The organism is Streptomyces sp. NPDC107538, from assembly GCF_055657445.1.
Map to the genome: position 1 here is coordinate 287,949 of NZ_JBVKAY010000001.1, position 23,598 is coordinate 311,546.

Annotated in this window: 25 protein-coding genes and 2 pseudogenes; 20 read left to right on the top strand and 7 right to left on the bottom strand. The window is 70.0% G+C overall.

Annotated elements, in window-relative coordinates:
- The first annotated feature begins 175 nt into the window (after window positions 1-175).
- From ACZ7MG_RS01220 to ACZ7MG_RS01275, 12 genes and pseudogenes are all read left to right on the top strand, one after another.
- Complete coding sequence (locus ACZ7MG_RS01220; RefSeq protein WP_471386157.1) at window positions 176-640, top strand: hypothetical protein; 465 nt, start codon at window positions 176-178, stop codon at window positions 638-640.
- Window positions 637-1,086 carry a hypothetical protein gene (locus ACZ7MG_RS01225; protein WP_471386155.1) on the top strand — a complete coding sequence of 150 codons (450 nt, stop codon included), beginning with the start codon at window positions 637-639 and terminating at the stop codon, window positions 1,084-1,086. Before ACZ7MG_RS01220 ends, ACZ7MG_RS01225 begins: the two co-directional genes overlap by 4 nt.
- Before the next feature lie 13 nt (window positions 1,087-1,099).
- Window positions 1,100-1,510: a hypothetical protein gene (locus ACZ7MG_RS01230; RefSeq protein WP_471386152.1), complete on the top strand. Its 411-nt coding sequence runs from the start codon at window positions 1,100-1,102 to the stop codon at window positions 1,508-1,510.
- A gap of 43 nt (window positions 1,511-1,553) precedes the next feature.
- Complete coding sequence (locus ACZ7MG_RS01235) at window positions 1,554-2,411, top strand: winged helix-turn-helix transcriptional regulator (RefSeq protein WP_471386149.1); 858 nt, start codon at window positions 1,554-1,556, stop codon at window positions 2,409-2,411.
- Window positions 2,408-2,887 carry a hypothetical protein gene (locus ACZ7MG_RS01240; RefSeq protein ID WP_471386147.1) on the top strand — a complete coding sequence of 160 codons (480 nt, stop codon included), beginning with the start codon at window positions 2,408-2,410 and terminating at the stop codon, window positions 2,885-2,887. The genes ACZ7MG_RS01235 and ACZ7MG_RS01240 overlap by 4 nt, the downstream gene beginning before the upstream one ends.
- Window positions 2,888-2,970: 83 nt before the next feature.
- A complete protein-coding gene (locus ACZ7MG_RS01245; RefSeq protein ID WP_471386479.1) occupies window positions 2,971-4,110 on the top strand; it encodes an MFS transporter in 1,140 nt (379 codons plus the stop codon).
- Window positions 4,111-4,239: 129 nt separating this feature from the next.
- Complete coding sequence (locus tag ACZ7MG_RS01250; RefSeq protein ID WP_471386476.1) at window positions 4,240-5,322, top strand: MFS transporter; 1,083 nt, start codon at window positions 4,240-4,242, stop codon at window positions 5,320-5,322.
- The gene (locus ACZ7MG_RS01255; RefSeq protein WP_471386144.1) at window positions 5,319-5,954 is read left to right on the top strand and encodes an HAD family hydrolase; all 636 of its coding nucleotides are present in this window, start codon (window positions 5,319-5,321) and stop codon (window positions 5,952-5,954) included. The genes ACZ7MG_RS01250 and ACZ7MG_RS01255 overlap by 4 nt, the downstream gene beginning before the upstream one ends.
- 37 nt (window positions 5,955-5,991) lie before the next feature.
- Entirely contained in the window at window positions 5,992-6,837 is an 846-nt protein-coding gene (locus tag ACZ7MG_RS01260) for an SPDY domain-containing protein (protein WP_471386142.1), read from the top strand.
- A 165-nt stretch (window positions 6,838-7,002) separates the two neighbouring features.
- Window positions 7,003-7,737 (top strand): hypothetical protein, encoded by a 735-nt coding sequence (locus ACZ7MG_RS01265; RefSeq protein ID WP_471386139.1) that lies wholly within the window; start codon window positions 7,003-7,005, stop codon window positions 7,735-7,737.
- A 186-nt stretch (window positions 7,738-7,923) separates the two neighbouring features.
- Window positions 7,924-8,115 (top strand): annotated as a pseudogene (locus ACZ7MG_RS01270) (hypothetical protein); the annotation flags it as partial.
- A 92-nt stretch (window positions 8,116-8,207) separates the two neighbouring features.
- Entirely contained in the window at window positions 8,208-9,248 is a 1,041-nt protein-coding gene (locus ACZ7MG_RS01275) for a SpaA isopeptide-forming pilin-related protein (protein WP_471386137.1), read from the top strand.
- Window positions 9,249-9,415: 167 nt separating this feature from the next.
- Here ACZ7MG_RS01275 and ACZ7MG_RS01280 read toward each other — a convergent pair whose 3' ends face one another.
- Window positions 9,416-9,637 carry a hypothetical protein gene (locus ACZ7MG_RS01280; protein ID WP_471386473.1) on the bottom strand — a complete coding sequence of 74 codons (222 nt, stop codon included), beginning with the start codon at window positions 9,635-9,637 and terminating at the stop codon, window positions 9,416-9,418.
- Window positions 9,638-9,774: 137 nt separating this feature from the next.
- Between ACZ7MG_RS01280 and ACZ7MG_RS01285 the strand changes: the two genes are divergently transcribed.
- The 4 genes from ACZ7MG_RS01285 to ACZ7MG_RS01300 all read left to right on the top strand — a co-directional run bounded on the left by ACZ7MG_RS01285 (window position 9,775) and on the right by ACZ7MG_RS01300 (window position 13,874).
- Window positions 9,775-10,344 carry an ATP-dependent DNA ligase gene (locus ACZ7MG_RS01285; RefSeq protein WP_471386135.1) on the top strand — a complete coding sequence of 190 codons (570 nt, stop codon included), beginning with the start codon at window positions 9,775-9,777 and terminating at the stop codon, window positions 10,342-10,344.
- A 625-nt stretch (window positions 10,345-10,969) separates the two neighbouring features.
- The gene (locus ACZ7MG_RS01290) at window positions 10,970-11,458 is read left to right on the top strand and encodes a hypothetical protein (RefSeq protein WP_471386133.1); all 489 of its coding nucleotides are present in this window, start codon (window positions 10,970-10,972) and stop codon (window positions 11,456-11,458) included.
- Window positions 11,455-12,543, top strand: coding sequence for an AAA family ATPase (locus ACZ7MG_RS01295; RefSeq protein ID WP_471386131.1), 1,089 nt, complete (start codon window positions 11,455-11,457; stop codon window positions 12,541-12,543). The genes ACZ7MG_RS01290 and ACZ7MG_RS01295 overlap by 4 nt, the downstream gene beginning before the upstream one ends.
- A complete protein-coding gene (locus ACZ7MG_RS01300; RefSeq protein WP_471386130.1) occupies window positions 12,540-13,874 on the top strand; it encodes a tetratricopeptide repeat protein in 1,335 nt (444 codons plus the stop codon). The genes ACZ7MG_RS01295 and ACZ7MG_RS01300 overlap by 4 nt, the downstream gene beginning before the upstream one ends.
- Before the next feature lie 176 nt (window positions 13,875-14,050).
- Here ACZ7MG_RS01300 and ACZ7MG_RS01305 read toward each other — a convergent pair.
- From ACZ7MG_RS01305 to ACZ7MG_RS01325, 5 genes and pseudogenes are all read right to left on the bottom strand, one after another.
- Window positions 14,051-14,419, bottom strand: a pseudogene (locus tag ACZ7MG_RS01305) (IS110 family transposase); the annotation flags it as partial.
- Between the two features lie 236 nt (window positions 14,420-14,655).
- Window positions 14,656-15,288, bottom strand: a complete 633-nt coding sequence (locus tag ACZ7MG_RS01310) for a DUF2461 family protein (RefSeq protein ID WP_471386128.1) — start codon at window positions 15,286-15,288, stop codon at window positions 14,656-14,658.
- 14 nt (window positions 15,289-15,302) lie between these two features.
- Complete coding sequence (locus ACZ7MG_RS01315) at window positions 15,303-15,455, bottom strand: hypothetical protein (RefSeq protein WP_471386126.1); 153 nt, start codon at window positions 15,453-15,455, stop codon at window positions 15,303-15,305.
- A 281-nt stretch (window positions 15,456-15,736) separates the two neighbouring features.
- Entirely contained in the window at window positions 15,737-17,365 is a 1,629-nt protein-coding gene (locus ACZ7MG_RS01320) for a hypothetical protein (protein ID WP_471386125.1), read from the bottom strand.
- Between the two features lie 129 nt (window positions 17,366-17,494).
- Window positions 17,495-18,004, bottom strand: coding sequence for a hypothetical protein (locus ACZ7MG_RS01325; RefSeq protein WP_471386123.1), 510 nt, complete (start codon window positions 18,002-18,004; stop codon window positions 17,495-17,497).
- Window positions 18,005-18,174: 170 nt separating this feature from the next.
- On the opposite strand from ACZ7MG_RS01325, the gene ACZ7MG_RS01330 reads away from it, so the two are divergent.
- Together ACZ7MG_RS01330 and ACZ7MG_RS01335 are read left to right on the top strand one after the other, a co-directional pair.
- Complete coding sequence (locus ACZ7MG_RS01330) at window positions 18,175-18,699, top strand: hypothetical protein (RefSeq protein ID WP_471386121.1); 525 nt, start codon at window positions 18,175-18,177, stop codon at window positions 18,697-18,699.
- A 72-nt stretch (window positions 18,700-18,771) separates the two neighbouring features.
- On the top strand, window positions 18,772-20,310 hold the full coding sequence (locus ACZ7MG_RS01335) for an ISKra4 family transposase (RefSeq protein WP_471386120.1): 1,539 nt from the start codon (window positions 18,772-18,774) through the stop codon (window positions 20,308-20,310).
- Window positions 20,311-20,319: 9 nt separating this feature from the next.
- Here ACZ7MG_RS01335 and ACZ7MG_RS01340 read toward each other — a convergent pair whose 3' ends face one another.
- Window positions 20,320-20,727 carry a hypothetical protein gene (locus ACZ7MG_RS01340; RefSeq protein WP_471386118.1) on the bottom strand — a complete coding sequence of 136 codons (408 nt, stop codon included), beginning with the start codon at window positions 20,725-20,727 and terminating at the stop codon, window positions 20,320-20,322.
- Between the two features lie 1,158 nt (window positions 20,728-21,885).
- On the opposite strand from ACZ7MG_RS01340, the gene ACZ7MG_RS01345 reads away from it, so the two are divergent.
- Both ACZ7MG_RS01345 and ACZ7MG_RS01350 read left to right on the top strand, forming a co-directional pair.
- Window positions 21,886-22,176 (top strand): hypothetical protein, encoded by a 291-nt coding sequence (locus tag ACZ7MG_RS01345; protein WP_471386117.1) that lies wholly within the window; start codon window positions 21,886-21,888, stop codon window positions 22,174-22,176.
- Between the two features lie 17 nt (window positions 22,177-22,193).
- Window positions 22,194-23,012 carry an SPDY domain-containing protein gene (locus tag ACZ7MG_RS01350; protein WP_471386115.1) on the top strand — a complete coding sequence of 273 codons (819 nt, stop codon included), beginning with the start codon at window positions 22,194-22,196 and terminating at the stop codon, window positions 23,010-23,012.
- Window positions 23,013-23,598 lie beyond the last annotated feature (586 nt).

A 23,598-nucleotide genomic window follows, 5' to 3' on the forward strand; every position in this document is an offset into this window, starting at 1 on the left:
CCCATTTCCCTGCACGGAGGTTCCTTCCGCATGCCCTCGAACCGAACGCGCCTGTACGTGTCTCGCTGAAACAGCGCCCGCAACAGCACCAGTCAATGGGCGAGTTGACCATTCCTCTCGCACTCACCCCTATGAATGCCGGAACTTTCCGGTGCCTTTCTGAAAGGAGTTGTCTGTGTCCGATGACATAGAGGATGTCGTCAGCGTGCTCACCGAAAAGATCGAGCACCGCTTCGCAATGAGCATGGCGGAACTGACCGCCGCAGTTGCCGCGGCGCCGGCGGCGAACCCCGAAGCCACCGACATCGTCAAGTGGCACGGACTGCTCACCGAGGCCCAGACGGCACTCTCCCGTGCTGAGGACGATCTCCTGGCTGCGCTGGAGACACAGCCCAGCGAAGTCGACGGCCCGACGCTGGACCTTGCCTACCGCGTCAACGCGGCCGTGACCGCCCGTGACGGGCGGGCCCTGGTCGTGCGCTGGTTCCTCGACCCCGATGCACCGGGGAAGAAGGACCTCGCCGCCGAACATCTGGCCCGCTTCAACCGCGGACTCAGACACGGTCCGGCCGTGCCCACCAGCGCGCCGGCTGCCCGGCCCGCTACAGCGCCCCCGGCCGGTCGGGGAGTACTGCGGTGAACGTCCGAGGCAAGCCCTGCACTCAAGACGCCCGGCTCCGGGAGGTCTTCGGCGCCCCGGTCGCCGACCTGTACGGGAGGGCCTCCGGTCCGGATGCCTCCGCGGCGCTGACCCGTGCGCTGGAGGTGCGCTCGTTCCTGGCCCTGGCCGAGGAACAGGTCACCCGGATCCGCGACCCTGTGCATGAGGCGATGGAGCCGGGGCGCGACATGGACGAACTGTCCGCGGACCAGCTGCGGATAGACGCGCAGTGGCTGGAGGCGGCACTCGGTGCCCGCGACGGCTACCGCACCGCCCTGGACAACCTGCTGCGCACCATGCCGCCTCCCGGAGTATCAAGCCGCCCGGTCCGCACGGCCCAGCAGACGATCACGACCACCCTGCCCCCGGGCAGCGCCGCCCCGGCACCCCGGTCTGCCGGGGCGGCCCGACAGCGCCGACCGTGAAAGCCCTAGCCGCTTGCCCCACCCCACCTCCGTTCAGATCGCCGCACGGATCGAGGAGTTGTACAGCGCTTCGCTGAACGATCTCCGATCCCGCGCCCGGGGCCGGCCGCCGGGCATGCTCGCCGCCCTCCTCGCCGGCCACCACACCCTCGCCCTGGCCGAGCAGAGCATCACCGTCCACCGCGAACGCCTTGGACAACTCGTCCTCCCCGAGCGGCAGATCGGCACCTGCGAGGTGCCGCACATCCTCGACTGCGCGCGCCGTCTCGCCGAAGCCGTCGCCGTCCGCGACACCCAGGCCGCCACCACCCAGGCAGTCCTGGACAGCCTCGGCCGCACCGACGCCCCCCAGCCGCCTGCCATCACCGCGAGCGCCGCTGTTCCCGCTGCGCCCCGCCGGGCCGCCGACGCCCCGAGCCGCTGACCCATCGGGCACCTGCCCCTTTTGCACCCAGGAGTTCCCCCCTTTGGCCACCACCGGTCTGCCGCCCGCCGCCGATGCCGACATCGCCCGGGTCACCGAAGCACTCCACATGATCACCCCGCGCTGGAACGTGCGGATCCTGCTCGCGCTGAACGAGCCGCCGCAGCGCTACACGCAGATCGCGGCCAAACTGCCGTATCTCCACAGCGGCCAACTGCACCCCAAGATCCGCTCGCTGTGCGACGTCGGCCTGGCCGAGCGCACCGAGCACTCCGCCCACCACGTCACCTACGGCCTCACCCGGCGCGGCCGACAGCTCCTGCCGGTGCTGGCGGCGATCGCCGCCTGGGCCAAGGAACATCTGGAGCAGCCGACGGAGCCGTTGTCCGCGGTCGAGCAGATCGAGGACTGCCTCACCCTCCTGTCCGGCCGACGAGCCCCGGCGATCCTGTGGGTGCTCAAGGCCCGCCAGGAGGCCAGCGCCCGGGCCCTGGCGCGCCTGGTCATCCCCGACGGTTACTGGACCGGCATCTACCCGCCGCTGCGCCAGCTCATCGACGACGGCCTGGTGGTGACCGAGGGCAACGGCCGGCCCTACCGCCTCGCCCCGTCCGGCGAGGGGCTCGGCCACGTCTTCGGCGCGCTGTCGATGTGGGCCTGCGGGCGACCGGTGGACCACGCGCCGGGGCACCCGCTCTGGGGCAGGGCCGCTCCCGGTTCCGCCGCTCCAGGGGTGTGGGTCAGCCATCCATCCCGGCCCGCGGCCCCATCCGCCCGGCCGGCACACGCGCTGCAGACCCAGCCCGCGCGCCGCCCGGCCTGGCACAACGGCGATCTGTTCTCCCACCCCGCACCGTCCCGCCCGACTCCCGCCGCGCCGGCCGCAGGAGTCCGCCGATGATGCCCGTCTTCTCCCACCAGCAGTTCCAGGCCGTGTGCGCGGAGCTGTCTTCGGCCGGCCTGATTCGTCTGGTCAGCGAGATCGACGACCACGGGGTCATACCGTCCCGCGCGCTGGCCTGCACCCTCACGGACCTCGACCGGGACCGGATCCGGCAGGCCGTCAAGCACGCAGACGCTCTCGGACTCCTCGACCGCACGGGCTGCGGCCTCGGCCTCACCCCTGCCGGAGGCGACCTCGCCGACGTCTACGACGCTGCTGCCCGCTGGGCCCGGCGTCACCACCACCCCGAGCCGATCTGCACGTTCACCAAACGGATCCAGCACGTCTTCGCCCTGCTGAGCGCAAGCAAAGCCCTGGAGGCCGGGGGAGGGGAGGCTGAGACCGAACTCGGGCGTGTCCACCGGCTACTGGCCGAGTTCATCCACACCCACCTGTCCCCGCCGATCCGCAGGACCGACGGCGTCGCCGCGTGAGCCCCCACGCGGCGGCGTACTCCACGGCGGGCTTGAAGCGCACGGTCTATCTGCCGCGCGGGGCGGACGCCGCCGCGTTCGCGATGACCACCTACGGCATCCCCTTGCTCGTCCTGGCCACCACGGGCTCGGCTGCCCTGACGGGGCTGGCCTTCGCGCTGGAGTGGATCCCCAGGATCGGTGCGTTCACCGTTGCCGGCACCCTCGTCGACCGCTACGGCCCCCCGCGCGTCTTCCGTGCCGCCTGTCTCGCGCGGGCCCTGGTCGCGGTCGCCGCCGCCGTGGTTCTCACTGTCCTCGAAGCCGGCGCTCCGGCTGCGACGGTCACGGTGATGCTGCTGGCCGCCTCGACGGGCGTGCTCACCGAGTTCAGCTTCGTCGCGGCCGAAACGGTCGGCAGCCAGGCGAGCCGGAAGGCCGGCCTCCGGGCGCACCGGGTGCAGTCCGTCCTGCTGGGGATCGACCAGACAGCCACCCTGGCCGGTCCCGCGGTCTGCGGCCTCCTCCTGGAGCGCGGCGGCCCCGCCCTCATGCTCGGTGCCCTCGCCGGCGTGTCCCTTCTCGCCGCCGTCCTCGGCCCCCGCGGGCGTACGACGCCGAGCGATGCGGATTTGGCGAAGCGCGGGCTGCGGGCGGGCTGGGCAACACTGTGTTCGCTGCCCGCCCTCGCCTGGCTCGTGGGCGGCCTGGTCCTCTCCAACGTCGCACTCTCCGTCCTACAGGCCGCCGTCCCCGTCGTCATCGTCACCGAACTGGACCGCTCCAGCACGGACGCCGGACTCATCTGGTCCGCCGCGGCCGTCGCCTCCCTCCTCGCCATCACCGCGTCCCGCGCCGCGATCGACCGCTGGGGCCTGTGGCCGGTGGGCGCCGTGGCCGCCACCGTCGCGGCGGCAGCGACGTTCGCCGTCGCCCAGGCCGACACCTACCGCGGCTACCTCCTGCTGATCGCCGTGGTGATGGCCGGCGAAGGCAGCCTCACGGTCGTCCTGCGCACTCTGCGCTCCCGCCTGATCCCGCCCGACGTGTTCGGCAGCACCCTCGCCGTGACCGTCCTGCTGCTCCTGCTGCCCTTCCCCGCCGCCGGTCTGCTCGTCGCAGCCGTGCCACCCGCCCAGCTCGGCCACGCCATCACCGCCGCCGCCGTCCTGCAGGCCATCGGCTTCACGGCCGCCTTCACCCGCCTGCGCACCCTGCCCACCCCGCGAACAACGCCGTCCTGAGGCGCGGTTCGACACTCTTCGAGGAGCATCTCCTTGTCCGACCGTCCTGCTGCCCTGGTCGTGACCGCGGCAGACGTCCGCCGCAGCCGTGGCCTGCTGACCGGCTACTTCGCCGGTCTCGGCGTGGTGATGGCCATCTGGGGCGCCCGCATGCCGGCCGTACAGCAGGCCGCCCAACTGAGCACCGCGCAACTGGCATTGGTGCTGCTGGCCGCCGCCCTCGGCATGGTCGCAGGACTGCAGGCCGCGGGACGCCTCGTCCGCCCGGCACGCCTTCCCGCCCTGCTCACCTCCGGCGCCGTCGGCCTCGGCCTCTGTCTCGCCCTGATCGGGCAGAGCCACAGCCTGCCGGCCCTGCTCGTGGCCGCCGTGGTGTTCGGTATCACGCACGGTGTGATGGACGTCGCCGCCAACTCCGCGGCCGTGCGCTGCCAGAACGCCGCCGGCAGACCCATCATGTCGTCCCTGCACGCCGCGTACTCCATCGGCGCCCTCGCGGGAGCCGCCCTGGCTGCCGTCACCGCCCACACCGAGCACAGCGTCCTCTTCTTCACCGCCGGCCTGACCCTCACCACAGCGGCACTCGCGGCCCTGCCCGCAACCCGTACCCTGACTGGTACTGATCAACTGCCCGCATCCGCAGGCGCCGGACACGGCGCGCACCGGCCAGCCCTGCCGTCCGCGAAGCTGTGGCTGCTGGGCGCACTCGCCGCTTCCTGCCTGCTGGGGGAGGGAGCGGCAGCCGACTGGGCCGCTGTCCACCTGCACAGCCTCCACGCCCCGGCCGCCGTGAGCGCCGCCGCGTTCGCCCTCTACAGCGCGGCCATGGCCGCCGGCCGGCTCACCGGAGACCGGCTCACCTCCGCCTTCGGCGCCGCACGCGTCGTACGGGCCGGCGCGATCCTCGCCGCCACCGGACTCGCCACCGGTGCCATCGCCTCCAGTACGCCGCTGGCCCTCGCAGGCTGGGCGATCTTCGGGCTCGGCCTGTCCACCACCGTTCCCTGCCTGATCACCGCTGCCGGAGCCGGGGGACCACGGGCCGTGGCCACGGTCTCCGTCACCGGCTACCTCGGCCTGCTCGCCGGCCCCGCCCTCATCGGCGCGATCGCCTCACTCACCACCGTCGGCACCGCTCTGTTGCTGCCCGCCCTGCTCGCAGCCGCCGTCGCCGTCCTCGCCCACCGAGCCCTGGAGAAAACCACCCCTTGACCACCACCCACACGACCACCGGCCTTGACGCCGTGATCCTCGACTACAACGGCGTCCTCGGCCTCCAGCCCGGCACCGCCATGTGGACCCGCCTCGCCGACCTCGCCGAATGGCCCGACCGGCACCTCCCCTCCTTCCAGACCGCGTTCTGGGCTCCCCGCAACGCCTACGACGCCGGGGAGCTGAGCGACCTCGCCTACTGGGCGAAGGTCCTCGGCCACCACCCCAGCCCACGCTGGCTGCGCACCCTGCGCGCCGCCGACACCGCCATGTGGACCCGCACCGATCCACACGTCCTCGACACCCTCTACCGCACCCGGGCCACAGGGCTGCCCATGGTGCTGCTCTCCAATGCCCCCGCCCACCTCAGCAACGTCCTGGATGCCACCGACTGGCGGCGCGACCTGATGACCCACGCCCTGTACTCGGCCCGTCTGGGCCTGTGCAAACCTGATCCGGCCGCCTACGAACACGCGCTGGTGGCCACCGGCGTCGCCGATCCGGGGCGGGTGCTGTTCGTCGACGACCGCGCCGACAACTGCCGGGCCGCAGCCGAGCTGGGCCTGCGCACCCTCCACTTCACCGGCCAGATCACCGACCTCGAAGCCGCCCTCGCGGCCACCGCCGCCTGACCAGCCCTTTCGAACTCCCTCACTCTTCAGGACTTTTGTGCCCTCGAACGACGATTCCTTCGGCGGCGGGGACGTCTACGTCTCGCCCCGCTACCTTGCCGGGCTGCCCGGACACGCCGACCCCAGCTTCGCCCCGGTGGCCCACTGGCCCCACCACCACCTCGATGTCGGGCCGTGCCAGCTGGTCATCACTTCGCCGGACCACCGCATCCGCATCGGCTGGTTCGGCGACGACTACGACACATGGCTGATCAGCGCGGCCGGGGACTCCGTCTCCGCCCCGCGATGGACGGCGCGCATCAACCACAACACCCCACCCGAGATCGTCGAAGGACTCACCCGAGCCCTCGCCGCCGAGTGGGACGAAGACAGTGACTCCTTCCTCACCTCCCGGTCGATGTACTGGACGGATTCGGTGCAGCCACTGCTCGACGCGGGCTGGGAGCGCAAGCCCCCGGCACGCGGCATGGTGGAGATCGTGTCCCCGGACGGGCTGGCCGGAGCGAACATCGACATCGTCAGTACCAGCATTTACGCCGAGACCGTGACGTTGTGGGCCGGACCACCGGGCTGGCGAACCCGCGCTAAGGCGACCTTCACCGCACGCACTCCCAACCATCTGATCGCTGCCACCGCCGCCGCCCTCGCCGATCCCACCCCCGTCCTGCGCTACAAGGACGCCCTGGATCCGCGGCTCGCTCGCCTGGCCCGGCTCACCCCCGTCTCCCCGCCCCGGCCGACCACACCGACGCCGCTGGATCTCCGACGCACCGCCGCAGCCCGACAGCCTGCCGCCCTGCCGGCCCGCAGTGTGCGCCGATGGACCACCAGCACACCCCCGCCCGAACCGGCGGTCGGCTCCCGCCCCGCACTGCGCCGCTGACCCACCCGACCGTCCCCCGAAAGAAGTTGCGTCATCCCACTGCACGCCGAGCAGTTCTTCACCCACCAGCTCGCCCTCACCGACGGCACCGTCATCGGCGACACCTACTACGCCACCCCGCAGCCGGGCTCCCCGCTACGCCTGCGGATTGACTTCTCCCGCACGATGCGCGTCGGCGAGTACGACGGACTGCGGCTGCAGATCCTCCACACCGCCCAGGGCGGCGTCCTGGACACCGTGATCCTCACATTCGCCGACCACGACACCTTCCACAGTCGCGACGTAGCCATCGGTCGCGCCCCGGGTCGCGACGGCTACGCAAAAATGCGTGACTGGCGCCAGCGCGACGAGCCGCCGTGGCAGGGAGCCGCGACCACGAAGCTCCGTAGCGCGATCGAGGAGTTCACCCGGCTGTGGTTCCCCCAGCCGACGACGAGAGCCCGGACAAGCACGCCACCGGGACAACGAACCCTGTCCGGCCGTCCACCGGCACCGGAACCGAACGGATTCTGGCTGACCGATCCCGACTTCCGCAGCCGACTGCAGTCGGCCACACACCTGCTGCTCGACATCCTCGCCGACTGCCTCGGCGATGGCATCAGCCTCCTGCCAGCCCTCGACGGCGCCCGCCACCACGCCAGTGAACTCCTCGGGATTCCAGCCGAGTTCGGCGTACTGGTCGAAGCCGAGACCGCGGCCAAGATCGTCGGACTCGGGTCCGGATCTCCCCACGACCCGGCCGTCGCCCGGGGCCTGGTCCTGCTGGACCAGCGCCCGATCGAGGAACAGCAACGCGCCGTCCAGGCCGCCCTGCGCCGCTGCGCCGGCACCACACCCTCCCACCAAGGGCCCGTCCCCGCACCGGTGCCGCCGTCCCCAGCAGCCCACCGCACCCGCTGACCCCAGCTCACGCCCATCCTCCCGCCCGGCCCGTCGATCCCGACGTCCCTCGTTGTCCGGCGCATTGCCTCTCGCCGCCCGGCCGCGCTCCCCGCCGCCCGGGTCCCGCGCTGGAGCACCACTAGCCGGCCAGTGCTGCCCGCCCCTCGCCGTCAACACCAGCTCGATCTCGACCGGAGCTCCTTCTTGTCGCTGCAGGCCCCCGAATTCTTCGCCGACCTGTGCCTCCCCTTCCACGACCACGCCGTCGTGGGCAACACCTACTTCGCCGCCCCCGTCCCGGGTGCACCGCCGCGACTGCGGATCGACTTCACCGAAACCATCCACGCGGACACCTACGACGGGCTGCGCCTCGCCCTCGTCCACCCGGACCACGGACCCCCGCCAGCTGCCCCGCCCCCTGCGAGCCGCGGCCGAAGCCGCTGACCTTGCCTCTCCTCCACCACCTGATCAAGGAGCCCACCTTTCCCGTGCACGCCCGTACCGTCCGCAGACTCCTCCTGCCGGCCGCCCTCGCCGGCGCCGTGACCGGCACTCTCGCCGGTGCCCCGGCCGCCTCCGCCCAGCCGGCCGAGCCGACCCCTGCCACGAAGACCACCTCGACCGCCGACGCGGTGGGCAGCGTCGCGATCACCAAGAAGGACCTGGCGGGCGACGTCATGCGCGGCGCCTCGTTCCTGCTGCTCGACGCCACCGGTCAGGAGGCCGGACGCGGGAAGACCGACGCACAGGGGAAGGTGACCTTCCCCGACCTTGCTCCCGGCGTCTACCGGCTTAAGGAGACAGCCTCCGGTAGCCCCCTGCACGACATCGCGGCCGATCAGGACGTCATCGTCACCCCCGGCGCCATCGCCCGGGTGACGATCGTCGACCCGTTCAAGCCCGCCCACGTCACCCTCAGGGCCAGGGACAACAAGACCGGCAGGCTGCTGCCCGGCTCCACGGTGAACATCGGCAGCGGCGACACGACCCTGCTCACCCTCACCACCGGCCCCAAGGGAACCGCGACCGGCGACCTCCCCGTGCCCAGCCGCTGGGCCGAATTCTGGGTCAAGCAGGTCACGGCTCCCGCGGGCTACGACCTCTACACACCGGCCAAGACCTTCACCGCCGGGCCCGGGTCTCCGGTCACCGTCACGGTCACCAACGCCAAAACCGCCACCAAGCCGCAGCCCACCGAGACCGAGCAGCCCACCGGCGACGACCCGACGGACACCTCCTCCACGCCCACGGACACGCCGGACCAGGACACCTCCGGCGGGCCGAAGCCCAAGACGACCGCCACCGGCACGCCGGACAGCGCGTCCTCGCCCACCCGGTTCACGGACGGGGCGCAGTCAGCGTCGCCGTCGGCCCCGGTCGGCTCCCTCGCCCGGACGGGAGCCGACGCCACACCGTGGCTGATCGGTGGCGCCAGCCTCCTGCTCGTCGCCGGCATCGCCGCAGTGGTCGCCACATGCCGCCGCACAGACTCTCAGCCCCAGCGGGACGAGAGCACCGACACCAACTGACCAGCCCTTCCACCCCCTTCGCCAGGCCCCCGAGACACGCCAGTCTCGGGGGTCTGGCACTTATCCGGGCACCGGATCCTGCTCACAACGGGGACTGGCGAACGTCGCCTTCGCAGCATGGGTATGCGCAGGTGAAGACGCGCAAGGCGGGGGTAGCGCTGCAGTGTTCAGCCAGCCCATCCCAGTTCGTACACGTCGATTCCGTCGCTGTACGCGGTGAACGCCACCCACGACCGGGCTGCGAACCGCACGTCCCATCCGCCGACCGCGGGCCAGGACTCCCTCCGGACCAGGACCGCGGCGATCATCTCCAACACCTCGCGCCGGCCTTCCTCGGGAAGCTCGGCCAGCGCATCCTCCACCCGGACCGCCAGATCCACCCTGTACATCATCGGCTGCCCCGTCCTCATGATCGGCTGGAGCAACACGGTAGAGACCGCCGCCGGTCCTCGCTGACGCCTGTGGATAACTCCTGACCGGGCCAGCTCAAGTCGCGCCTCCGGCGGCGGGACCGTAGACCGGACGTATGGTGCTGCGACCGCCGGTGGAACCGATGCTGGCCCGCGCCTACGCCCGCGACCAGCTGCCCACGCCAGGCAATCAGCCCGCTGACCTGGTCATTCAGCCGAAGTTCGACGGCTACCGGGCGCTGGTCTTCACCCCGTTCCCGGGGCCCGGACCCGTGCTGATCCAGTCCCGCCGAGGCAGCCTCATCCAGTCCCGTTTCCCCGACCTGGCCCGAGCCGCCGATCAGCTGCCTGACGGTCTGGTCCTCGATGGCGAGTTGGTCGTATGGTCCGGCGACCAGCTGTCGTTCGAGGCGCTGCAACGCCGGGCCGCCTCCAGCGGACGGACAGCCCAGCGGCTGGCCGAGGAGCTGCCCGCACACTTCATCGCCTTCGACGTCTTCCAGATCGACGGCACCGAGCTGCTCCGCGAACCGTACGCCCTCCGGCGCACGGCTCTGGAGGAGCTCTTCACCCAACACCGGCTGACCGCGCCGTGGACGCTCTGCCCCCAGACCAGCAAGGTGGAAACCGCTCAGGAGTGGCTGACATCATGGACCGAGGTGTCCGGCCTGGAAGGGATCTTGTAGCTATGGTTTCGGGCTGACCGGTTGACCGTGCGTACCGACGGGCGAGCGGCTTGACGGCCAAACCCTTGCGGATGCCCTCCGAGATCACCAGGACTCGACATCGGCCGAACCGCGCCTACTTGGCCCTGTGCTCCCGAAGCTGCCGCGAAGTGACAAGTAGCTTTTAGTGGTCGATATGACGACCTTTTGTACCGGTTTTCAACGTTCTGACCCTGCCTCTGTTGTGCTCGCATCACCTTGGTCGCGTTGTGGTGATCGAGGAGAGGAGCCGGGTGTGCGTCGGGAGTGGCAACCGGAGGACCTGATCGAGGTCTGGACGCTGCTGGAAGAGGACCAGGACCGGCTCCGGAACAAGTCGGGAGCGAACCGGCTGTGACCTTGCCGCCGCCGGCCGGGACGGTGCCGGTCCCCGCCTGCCCCGGTCGGCCGCAACGCCCCACCGGCACCCGCCGGTGGCGCGGAACGGTGCCGCGCTCCCGGGGAGCCGGTCGCGGTCGACTCCGGCCGCGGGACGGTTCCGTTGCGCCCGGCCAACGGGTGTGCGGGCGCGCGAATCGTTCGCTGTACGAGCGCTCATGCACTGTGCCAGCATGGTGCGCGCAGGCGAGCAACAGGGGTGGTCTCGTTGGGTCGGGGAACGCGTTGGCTGCTGGCGTGCGGGGTCACGATCGTGGCGTTCGCCGTGCCGACGGTGGTGTGCGGGACGTGGGTGTTCGTGCCGCTCGTGGAGGACGTGGGCGCCCGGTGGGGCGCCGCCTCGGCGTCGGGCGCCGCCGTGGCCGCTCTTGCGGTGCTCTGGGGCCAGGGTTTCGCCACCTCGGACGGCACCGCGGGCGACGCGACGCCACGCCCGCCCCGCGTCGAGGCGTCGGGGGAGCGGGCGGTCGCGGTCGCCGGACCGGTGAAGGGAAACATCTTCACCGGGGACAGCGGTTCGCCCCGTGCCGCCCCACCGCCCACGGCTCCGCGTCCGGCGCCCGGACCGCGGCCCGCCGACGAGCCGCCCGCGCCCGGCTCCGTGACGGCCTCCGGGGAGAGGTCGGTCGCCGTGAACGGCGGGGTTGAGGGCCACATCACCACCGGCGACCGGCCCGAGGAGGTGCCACGGGCGTGAGGTGGCCGTTCACTCGCAGGACCCGCGCCGCCCGGCCGGGCGATCCCCCCGTCACCGCCGACGCCACGGCATCCGGTGAACGGGCGATCGCGATCAGCACCCAGGGCGGCGCCTTCCTGGGCGTGGCGAGCACCGGCGACCACACCACGATCGTGCATGTACCGCCGGAGGAACTGCGCCCGCCCGCCCACGTCGGCGCCCCGCCGGGGTTGCTCAGCCTGCCCGCACGGCGCGCGGCGTTTGTCGGGAGGGACCGCGAACTGGCCCTGCTGGACGGCACGTCAGAACGGACGGACCCGCTCGTGGTGCAGGCGCTGCACGGACTGGGCGGGGTCGGCAAGAGCGCCCTCGCGGCCCACTGGGCCGCCACCCGCGCCGACGCCGACAACCCGGTCTGGTGGATCACCGCCGACACCCCGACCGCCCTCTCCGCAGGACTCGCGGCGCTGGCCGCTGCTCTGCAACCCGCCCTCGCCCAGCTCCCGCCGGACCAGCTGACCGAGCGGGCCGCGCAGTGGCTGACCACCCATCAGGGCTGGCTGCTGGTCCTGGACAACGTCACCGACCCGGCCCACGTCCAGCCCCTCCTCGCCCGTGTCCGTTCCGGCCGGATCCTGATCACCAGCCGCCGCGCGTCCGGCTGGCACGACGTCGCCGTCCCCGTGCCCCTGGACACCCTGACCGCCGAGGAGTCGCACGCCCTCCTGACCCGTGTCCTGGTCCAGGGCGCCGGTCACTCCACGGCACCTCTCGACGGCGCGGCCGAACTCTGCGCCGAACTGGGCCACCTGCCCCTGGCGATCGAGCAGGCGGCCGGTTACGTTGCCGAGACCGGCATCAGCCCCCGCACCTACCTGGGCCTGCTCGCAGCCCACCCCGCCGACATGTACCACCAGGGCGGCGAGGGGCAACACGGCGAGCGCACCATGTCCCGGATCTGGAACGTCACCCTGGACCGCCTCTCCGACACGCCGCTGGCGGGCCGGATCCTGCGCGTCCTCGCCTGGTACGCCCCGGACGCGATCCCCCGGTACCTGCTGGACGGTCTCACAAGGCCCTGGGACGTCTGGCCGCCTACAGCATGATCACCCTCGACGGCGACACCGTGAAGGTCCACCGTCTGGTCCAGGCCCTCGCCCGGACACCTGATCCCAGGGCCCCCCACCACCGGCCCCAGGACATCGCCGCCGCGTTCCGGCAGGCTGGCGCGCTTCTGTACGAAGCCCTGCCGGCGGGTGCGAACGACCGCCGCGATTGGCCCGCCTGGCGCGCCCTGCTGCCCCACCTCGACGCCCTCACCGAGCAGGCTCCTTCCGACACTGACACCGACACCCGCGCCACCTCCACCGCGCTGAACCTGGCCGGGGTCTTCGCCTACAGCCAGGGCCAGCCCCGTCGAGCCGTCGCCTATCTCGACCGGGCCGCCAGCGGCTCGGCGCTGGTGCTGGGCGAGCATCATCCGGACACACTCAAGGCCCGCAGCAACCTCGCCAGCGCCTTGCAGGCGGTGGGGGATCCCGCACGGTCCGTCCCCCTGCACGCGGAGGTCCTGCACACCATGACGCGGGTCCTGGGCCAGGACCATCCGGACACCCTCAACGCCATGAACAACCTGGCCGTCGCCCACCGCGAGGCCGGTGACGCAGGCCGGGCCGTCGCACTGCACGAGGAGAGCCTCGACCCCACGCGGCGGGTGATGGGCGAGGACCACCCGCGCACGCTGGCCGCCTGGAACAACCTCGCTCTCGCTCATCAGGAGACGGGGGACCTGGCCCGTGCCATCCCATTGTTCTCGCGGAGCCTGGACGCCATGATGCGGGTGATGGGCGAGTACCACCCGCAGACCCTCAGCGCCCTGCACAGCCTCGCCATGGCCCACCACGCGGCGGGAGATCCCGACCGCGCCATACCGCTGCACGAACGGGCGCTGGCCGGCCGGGCGGAGGTGCTGGGCGAGCACCATCCGCACACGCTCCAGGCTCGCAGCAACCTCGCCCACGCCTGTCAGGCGACTGGGGACCTGAGCCGGGCCGTCCCGCTGTTCGCGGAGAGCCTGGAGGCGATGGAGCGGGTCCTGGGCGAGGACCACACCTACACGCGCGCTGCCCGCAACAACCTCGCCAGTACCTACCAGCAGGCGGGCGAGCTCGACCGGGCCGTCCCCCTGCACGAGGAGGCCGTGAGGGCCACGGTCCGGGTCCAAGGCGAACACCACCCGGACACGCTCCTCTACCGTCATAACCTTGCTCACGCCTATCAGGCGGCGGGGCAACTCAACCTGGCCGTCGACCAGTTCCAGCAGGTCCTCGCGGGCCGCTCACGCGTGCTGGGCGAGGACCATCCCGGCACCCGGGCCGCCGCGACCGCTCTGGCCGCGGCCCTCAAGGCACGGCGTGCCGCGGGCGGGAACTTCTAGCGTCGCGACCCGGAGATCATCTGGGAGACGGCCCTGTCCTCCCGAAGCTGCCGCGAAGTGACAAACAGCTCTCCGGTCAAGGTGCTGGACGGCATCGCCGCCGGCGAGCACACCGAACGCTCGCTCATCCTCGACCTGGCCCTCGCCCTTGCCGAGGACCGGCGCCGCGACATCGTGACCGGCCGCAGCTGGTCGCGGTCGATGCGGACCATGTCGGCGAGCGCGTGCGCGTCGCCCTTGTCGCTCTTGGCGCCGGAGGTGGCGTACCGCTCCTTGAAGCGGGCGGCCTGCCTGGGGTTGATCGCGTAGACCTGGTAGCCGGAGGCGATCAGGGCTTGCACCCACGAGCCCCGGTCGGTCTCGATCCCCACCACCACCCCGGCCGGATCCAGGTCCTCGCCGCCGTGTTTCGCGAGGAGCTCATGCAGCTTCGCGATCCCCTGCACGCCCTCGGACAGTCTCGCCACAGCGAGTTTCCGGCCCGCCTCGTCCTGGACCTCGACATCATGATGGTCTTCGGCCCAGTCATCGCCGATCAGCAGCAACTTTCCCTCCTTGCAAGGCACTTCGCTTCCTGCAGCCCGCGGAAGGCGGCGCGCGGCCTAATGGATCCAGTGCTCACGCCCCACTGCCCGGCGGGCACGCCACCCCATCAGCGGTCTGGCCTCCCGGCCGACCAGCAGGGGCACGGTCTGACACCAGAACTCAACTGCTTCCGGCGGCGAAAGTGCTCACCTACTGGCGGCTACGGCACCGAGTCTCTCCGACCCAGCTGGCCCCATTAGGCGGCGCGCTTCACGTGGCGGACCAGCCACATCAGCAGGGCGTCCAGGTCGGCGGCGGCCGAGAGGACCCGGTCGACCGCCTCGGGTGTGTGCAGCCACTCCTCGCAGCCGAGGGGACGGGCGGCAATCAGCGAACGGTGGCGCAGCAGGTTCGTACGGGAGTGGTCCGTCGGATAGCCGCGCGGGAGGCGTTTCATCACGTCCCCGGAGATGTCGTAGCCCTTCTTCCGCAGGTCCTCGACGATGGCGGACAGTTCGCGGCCGCTCCCCTCGGAGGCCACGGCTTTGCGGAACATGTCCACCTGGCCGGGATCGGGGTACCACCAGGCGCCCTGGATCCGCAGGCCGTCCAGGTCGAACCGGAGATTGATCTCGATCTTGCGGCCGAGTCGGATCACCGCGCCCTGGTGCTGCCACCACCAGGAGTCGGTGCGGTAGTGCCAGACGGAGAAGTCCTCGTACCGGGGGTCGGTGTCCGCGACCTCGTTGAGCAGGGCGATCATCGGCTGCCGGACCAGGCGTTCGCGGTCCGCGCGGTAGCGCTCGCGGGTCGCGTGGGTCGGTTCGCCCTGGAGCTGCCACAACACGTCCATGGCCTGCTCCGGCCAGCCGGTGAACTGTCCGCGCATGCGCGCAGGGTAGCTCACCGATGATCCGCGCGCGCCGAGAGTGAGACGGGCAGGGAGGCGTAACCCCAGACAAGGCGGGAGGTGCCGCGGCGGGGCTCGCCGGTCAGTTCGATGTGCCGTGCGCGGTGGGCGAGTTCGTCGAGAAGCACGGAGAGTGCAGTCGACATGCAGCGGGCGGTGAGAGTATGCAGCCGAACTTGAGATCCCACAGCTGTTGTAGGTTCTCGCCGCTCGCGACACACGGCGACGCTGTGACCTGTCACTTCTCGTGGCGTCTCACACCGTTTCCAGCCACTCAGTCTCACGACCATGTCCGAATCCTTCGGGCATGTACATCGTCGGGCAGGTTCGACGGCTGCGGGGTGTCAGGCGTGGCCGTCTGGTGACCATCTATTTCGTTGGATACGGTATTTCAGGCACTGCAGGAGGGCTTTTTCGCGCACCGGGCCTAGTTTCTCGGGGATGGTGAATAGGTGCTCCGATGCCGAGCGTGCGGCAGCAGAGGCAGTCCGGCGAGGTGGTTCTGGAGGCGGGCGTGCCTGAATTGGTACGCAGGTCCGGCCTGGCGCAGGATGCCGAGACGGTGAGCTTCTTCGAGGAAGCTCTGGAGCCGCCACGGCAGTCGGCCGCGGAGAGCGAGTAGGAGGCGTGCGGCTGAGTAGTGGGGCCAGGCGTAGGCCACGCAGGCGAGCATCATGCTGCTGATGCCGACGATGGGCAGCTCGGCTGCTGAGGACGAGATCGGCTCGTAGATACGGTGGGCGGGACTGGGCATGATGATGCGGTCGATCACGTCCATAGCGAAGTCAGCCAAGACGATGAGAAACCCAGCAACTGCACCGCTGACCAGTGCGACCAGCCGGTCGCTGCGTACGGAATCCCGGACGGTGGTGGGGGCGTGCGCGCCATTGGTGCCTTTCACCCATTGCAACGCGGCTGGTCCTGTACCGAGCAGTGCTCCTAGGAGAGGGCCGTAGGTCCAGGCGATGGCGGAGAAGGAGAGCTGCTGTGTGTGAACGATGACGTAGACGTTCAAGCCCCCAGTGGCGAGCGCGGCAGTGCCAACGATGGTGGTCATCGCCCGAAGCAGGAGGCGGCGCCAGTGCCGTGGGATGAGGCTGCCACGGCGTGGCCCGGCGGCAGGCACCGGCAGTCCCGCACTGTGGACTACGATGAGGAACATGAATGTGACGGTGCTTGCGTAGACGAGGAAGCGGGCAACAGCGGTAGCACCGGTTCCAACGGCCACTGCTCCCGTCAGTACCGCCAGCGTGGCGAAGGCCAGTGCTCCGCCGGCTGCAGTCAGGACGCGCGCACCGCCCGGACGGCGCCGCAGTCGAGGTCTGCCTCTCGCCCAAGTGCCGATTTGCTGCATGGAGAACGTCGCCGCAGCCATCAAGCCGGTGAGGGTCAGTGCGTCCTGTGCACTCCATGCGAGGTCTTGGATGAATACGCGCTGCACCCCGTCAGCCACCAGTCCCAGAGCAGCGGTCGCGAGGCTCCAAAGCGCGGCGCGTGGTGCCGATCGGTCCAAAACCGGCAACCAGTGCGGCAGTTGCCACCAGACAAGATCGTAGGAGGCATGGTGGTGAAGTCTGTTAGCCAAGTAGGTGAGGTAGCCATGGGCACGTCGCGGGTCCCAGTTCCGCCGGACAGACGACCGGCGCCCTTGCGCGCGGCTATAGAGGGCTGGGATGAGAGCGTCGAGTAGGTGGTGCTCGATGACGGCCTGGGTCGGAAAGCGGCCTTGGTCGGTCAGTTCGGAGGGATCACCGGGCGCGTCGGCGTATACCGACCGGGTCAGGGCGACCATCAGCGGGTTGGCCAGTACCTGGGCTGCAGGACCATTCGGGTACTGGGCCACATGTTGTGTCAGCGTTCGCCACGCCTCCTGGCGCGAGCCAGGAGGCGTGGCCAAGCGCAGCACTGTCAGGGAATCCTCAGGTCGAAGAGGGGAGGGCTCGATCGCAACGCTGCCGGCGAGAATGCCGCAGGTCGCTGCCGCACGGCGGTAATTAGCGGTCCGGCAAGTCAAGATGAGCGGGACTCGTGGGTCGAGGCTGTCGTTGAGCGCCATGAGTACAGCGGTGGCCGCAGATGGGGACAGCTCATCCAGGCCATCCAAGACTGGCAGGACCCTACCCTCGGCCACCAGGTCCTCGATCGCGCTTGGGTGCGGATCCTTTGAAGGGATGCTCGACTCGGGTCAGTGACCGCCTTCGTGCTGTGGTCGTTTGCTCAGCAGCTGGCGGGCAGCCTCGACCGCTTCTCGGTTGAGCTGTTCACGTGAGACGCCCCAGTTCTCTTCCCAGCCGTCCAGATTGTGTGCGCAGTGGACGAGTGGCTCCAAGTCGCCTGGATAACCGAGGTCGTAGGCGATGTCTGCCCAGATGAGGTGTGTGCCGGTGGCGGGATCGAGAGACCCGTCCGCGATCTGGCCGGCGATCCAATAGGCCATCGCCCACTTCGCAGCCCGGGGGTTGGCAGGCGGGTGAAAGGCCAGCCCCAGCTCCTCCAGCACCTGGTCGAAGAGAGCAGGTGCTTCGGGTTCCTCGCTACGCAGAAGCCCCGCGAGCATGGCGAGGGACGGGGCCTCGACTCCGGCGATCAGGGCGTCCACCCCGGCCTGAATGAGGCGGTCAGATCCGACGTGCCTTCCGAATGCCCTCTCACGCGCAATGTGGCTGAACCGCCTGAGTGCCTCGTCGGGCGTCATCTGGGCCTTTTCTATCGGAGTCTGGAGACGGCAGCCTCGCATCTGGGGCGCATCAGCGCGAACGGGTTCCGGTGTACTTCCTACTCGGGGCGGTTGGCCTGGGAAGACGCTGATTGGCGTGTGGTCGGCGCCGTCATACTTCTACCGTGGCGGGGTGGAGGTGGGGCGCCATGGTGTCTTTGCCGGAAGAACTTCAGGTGCGGGAGGCCGCCGCTCGACAGCGAGTGGAGGAACTCCAGGCCGAGGCTGCGGAGTTGGTCGTTCGGCTGGAGAAGGCGCGGGAGAATCTTTCGCGGCTGGAGATCACGCGGGAGACCGTCGCGCAGGTGTTGGCGGAGCTCTCGGCTGCAGAGGCCGAACCAGAGGTTCCGGCCAGGGATGCACCAGAACCGAACGAGACAACGGCACCTCACGGCGTCGGGGTGATGATGGTGCCGCCATGGCGGGAGGGCCTGGTCGTGGCGGTGCTGCCGGATGTGTACCGGGACATCGTGGAGATCATCGCTGACGCGCCGGGACCATTGCAGGCCAAGCAGATCGTGCCGCGGATCGGGCTGCCGACGACGACCGGGAAGATCGAAGGGACCCGAGGCAAGCTGAAGCGGCTGGTGGAGCGGGGCTGGCTGGACGAGGACGTGCCGGGACAGTTCACCCTCGCCCGCCGAGGCCCGGGGCGGGACCGGGCCAACTCCTAGTGACCAAGGGGCTCTTCTCCGTAGATTCGAAGGTGCCAACCAGAACGAATCACTGCCGAAGAAGAGCCCTCGATGGAACCGTACGACGCCTTATCCCAGCCTGACCCGTACTCCACCTCCCGTGATGCCTTCGAACACCTCATTTCGACGCTGGCCGGCGCCCCGGCGGCGGAAATGCCCCACGACGAACTGGAAGCTCAGCTCGAACAGCTGGGACGCGAGCTGCTCCGGCAGCTGATGCAGGACCACCTTGATCTGCGAGCCAGGAAGGAGGAAGACGCCGTGCGTGCGGACGGAGGGCAGCCCGTGGTTCTCGGGCCGGAAGGACTGCCGCGGGCCTGGCGGGAGAGGGGGCACCGTCGCTGGCTGACCTGCGTGTTCGGGCCGGTGCGAGTGACCCGGATCGCCTACCGCGGCCGAGGCGTGCCCAACGTGCACCCGGCGGACGCAGCATTGTCGTTGCCCGCGGGCCGGCACTCACGGGGTCTGGTCCGGCTCGCGGTCCTGGAAGCGGTGCGCGGCTCGTTCGACCAAGCCACCGCCGCGATCGAGCGACGGTGCGGGAAGGTCCTGGGCAAGCGCCGCCTCAAAGAACTGGTGGTCGCCGCTGCCGTCGACACCGCCGCCTACTACGCGGTGAAGATCCCCACCCCGTGCACCCGCGAGATGCCGCTGGTCATCCAGATCGACGGGAAGGGCGTGGTGATGCGGCCCGAAGCCCTGCGCGAAGCCACCCGCCAGGCCGCGGCCAAGACCGCGGCGGCCGGGCGGCGCGGACGCCTGGCCCCGGGAGAGAAACCCAACCGCAAACGCATGGCGACGGTGGCCTGCGTCTTCGATACCGCTCCCGCCCCGCGTCGGCCGCACGACATCATCCACCCGCCCGGCGGCCGCAGCGAGATACGGCCGCCGCGGCCGGGCCCGAAAGCACAGCAGAAATGGTGCACCGCCTCGGTGATCCGTCCTCCGGAACAGGTCGTCGCCGACGCCTTCGCCCAGGCCGAGGCCCGCGACCCGCAGCATCTGCGCGACTGGATCGTGCTCGTCGACGGCGCCCGCCACCAACTCGACCTGATCCACACCGAAGCCGCCCGCCGCGACATCCGCCCCCACGTCCTGCTCGACTTCGTTCACGTCGCCGAGTACTGCTGGACGGCCGCGCACGCCTTCCACCCGCCCGGCAGCCGCGAGGCCGAAACCTGGGCCGCGGACAAACTCACCGCAATCCTCGCAGGACACGCTGACCGCGCCGCCACCGAGATGACCGCCCAGGCCGCAGCCGAACAGCTTCCCGCCGCCCGCCGCGAGGCAGTGATCACCTGCCACCGCTACCTCACCGGCCATCTCGACCAACTGCGCTACGACACCGCCCTCGCGGCCGGCTGGCCGATTGCCACCGGCGCCGTCGAAGGCGCCTGCCGCCACCTGATCGCTGACCGCCTCGACATCACCGGGGCCCGCTGGGGCCTCGACGGCGCCGAAGCCGTCCTCCAACTCCGCGCGCTGATCACGAATGGAGACTTCGAGAACTACTGGATCTTCCATGCGGCTCGCGAGCATCAACGCCTCTACCCCAGCCCTGACCAGCAGGACTACAGCCTCACGGCTTGATCCCGACCGTCACTTCAGAGGATCCGCACCCATCGCGCTTTGCCCGAAGGTCTGGGTGTCAGTCAGTGTCGGGTAACCAGTGGCGATCTGCCGAACCAGCCACCGCTGCAGGTTCTCCCTGGCGGGATCGAAAGAGGTAACCGAGCACAGCACTGGGATCGCATCTTCGGTGCGGCGGTCGCGCAGTAGGGCGAGCGTGAGTAATACAACGAATGTGGTCTTGCCAGACCCCGCAGAGCCCAGCACCACGAGGCGATGGCGCGGCAGACCCCGGAAGGCAGTCGCCAACTCGTGTGAGTCATCCACTCGACAGGCGAAAGGCCCACCAGTCAGCTCCTGGTGATCGGATAAATCCGGCAGCGAGCAGTTGATCCATGCCACGGGAAGGGGAGCTGGGTCGAACAACTGTCGCAGCATGGCCTCCTCCTCCCATTCCTTCCGGACCAGCCGAGCCAACACTTCCAGGGCATCAGTGAGTTGCCCGCAGCTGGAGCTTCCGCGTGGCTGACGTCCCGTCCACACAGCCAGTACCCCTAGCAGCCCCACTGACGTGGCCAAGATCGAACTGACTCTTTCGGCGTATTGGCCATCCTGCATCTTCCACAGCAGAAGCAGCCCGCCCATCAGTGCGGCGCAAGCTGCCCACATTGCGATCCACCGCGACCGCATTCCGCCCCCCGTCCCACTGCACAAGCCGTCATCACGGTGTTCAACGAGGCGCCGGGCTCACCGGTCACCAGACGCGCACAGGTCGACGTCAGCGTGTTGTCGAGAAATGTCTGACGACCACCAGTGGCGAGCTCGGCCGTCCCGTTCTCGGAAAGCCCATCTCCTCCTCGGGCGGCCCGGATAGGACCCGGCCATGAGGGGTCCGCGTCACGTCCGACTCACCCCAAAGAGTGAACAGGCTGACCAGTCAGTCTCAGATTCGTGGCCACTCGGCCGCCGAGTGGCCATCAGTCGTGAGATTTGGCCACGTCGTCTGAGATCCCACAGCTGTCAACGGACACAAGTTCGCCGGGGGCAGACAGGAAAGAGTGCGGAAAGACTGGCCAGCGCGGGCGAGGGCATGTCAACGTAGACGACCTTGCAAGAAACGCCAGGTCAGAGAGGTGATTGCCGGTGACTGTAGCTCCCGTGAGCCCCTACGGTTTCAGCACCGTAGGGCCCTCGACTCTGTGAGTGGCAGCTTGGGCCCTGTGGCTGGCCACGCTCGTCACGGACCAGTTGTCTGCGGAGGACTCCACCTCATCGTGGGCGACCGAGCCTGCCGTGACGTTGCTCGAAGGACGGCCGCTTCTGCATCGGCTGGTTTCCGAGGTGCTGCCCCGGTATCGACGGCGAGGGTTGGACGATCGCCGTCACCGGTATGGCGAAGGCGCCCAGCACTCACCTGTCGTTTGGCACCGAGGAGATGCTGGCCGACATCCTTGCTTCCGTTTTGGCGTGTGTACCAGACCCCCGCGCCGCGCATGACTGTGCAGATCTCCATTCCTATTACTCGGCGGTCTGGCCCACGGCCGACCCCGGCCCGTTTCTCTGCTCCCGTTGTCCCCTCACGCCAGGAGGCTGTTCGTGACGTCCCCGGAGATGACCGTCGGCGATCTCATCGATCTGTTGTCCGTCTGCGACCGGAGCGCTCCGGTTCGCCAGGCCATGAACCCCTTCTTCCCGATGGCGCACCGCCTCGCGCAGGTCGTGCAGTCCGTGGACGAGACCGGCCGGACCGTCGTCTACCTCGCGGAAGGACGGGATCCGGACGCACAGCTCGGACACCTGCCGCCCGAGGTCGCCATCGCCTTGACCTGGCAGGGCCCCGTTCAGGCGCCCCCGCGCCGCCCCCGCCGCGCTGCCAGCGGCAACTAGAGACCCGCACCGAGCCCTTGGAGGCGCCCCTGTACCCCGACTTCCCGCTCGATGCGTCCACTCCGGACGGCGGACAGCCCGCGTTCTGGGTCGGTCCCCGTCATCTGGCCGGTGACGATGGGCGCCTCTACGACGCCGTCGCCGATGCACTTACTGGCCTGGGCTGGACGAGCCTGACGACCGTCCGCGGACGGCACGAGCCGGACGAGGCACCGGAGGACCGTCAGGTCCTGCGCAGCACCGTCTTGCACATCAGCCCCGAGGCCCTGCGCTGGGCGCAGTGGGGTCTGGCGGACGAGCCGTTCCACTTGGGCGGCCTGCCGATCGCCTGGCAGATCTCGGCCCGGGCGGACACGAGCAGTCCGCTCGCGTCGTGGTCGTCGTACTTCACGACCGACGTCCCCGGCGAGGCGGTGACTGACTTCCTCGTCGCGCTCGATGCTCGGGACGAGCCGGCCGTGCCGCTCGCCGACCCCGAGGTGGTTCTCGACGCCGTTGCCGCACATGGCTGGCTCCGCGACATCGACCAGCCGCAGGTGGCAGCGGCGGACCCGACCTTCACTTCGCACATCAGCCTCGGGGAGGCGCTGCCTCTCATCCAGGACGCCGATCCGCGTGCCCTGACGACCGAGGCCGATGAGGAGGGGCCGGCCGGATGGCAGGCATGGGCGGAGCCCGCGCTCGGCTCACCCTGTCTGTGGGCGGCCTCGTTCGGTTCCAGCGTGCCGCACGACCTCGTGGCCGCGTTCGCCGCCTCCGTCAGCTCGACGGCTCCGGTCCTGCGCAGGGTGCTTCCTGTGGCTACACGGGAGCGCCTGCTGCGGGCGCCGGCCTAGCGGTCGACAGCACCCCTCAGCCCGATAGAAGAAGCCCGGTACTCCCGAACGGAGGCCGGGCTTCTGTCATCTCGTCTCTGTTCGGGGCAGTAGCCGAGCCGGAGGAAGACAGCTGGGGTGCGGGGCCGACGACGCGTCGGAGCTGCCTGGCTCAGCGGCCTGGAAGTGGGGTGAAGTGGGGGGCGGCTCGGGGTAGCGGTCAGGATTTCGCACGTGGTATCGCCAGCGCACAAAGTGGGGGAAAGTGGCAGTGCTTTGGCGTAGTGGTGCCCCTCAACTTGTGGTAATCACAGGCCGGTTGAAGTGGGGTGAAGTGGCAGACGAATGGCGTAGCGATGCCACGTTCCTGTGCGGCTGAATAGCCGTATGTCTCGAAGCGAAGAGAAGCAGCAGCCCGCCCTTGAGCTCCGTCTCGGTGGAGTGCACGTCGTCGTTCAACGTATCTCGCCCTGGCTGGTGGCGGCCGTCGTCACAACCCTCGTCATGACCGCGGGGAGTTCACTCGCCGCATGGGTCACATCCCCTTGAGAGCCTGCCGAGCCGTGCAGCGGAACGGGCTGTACAGCACTGCTGCCCCGACCAAGAC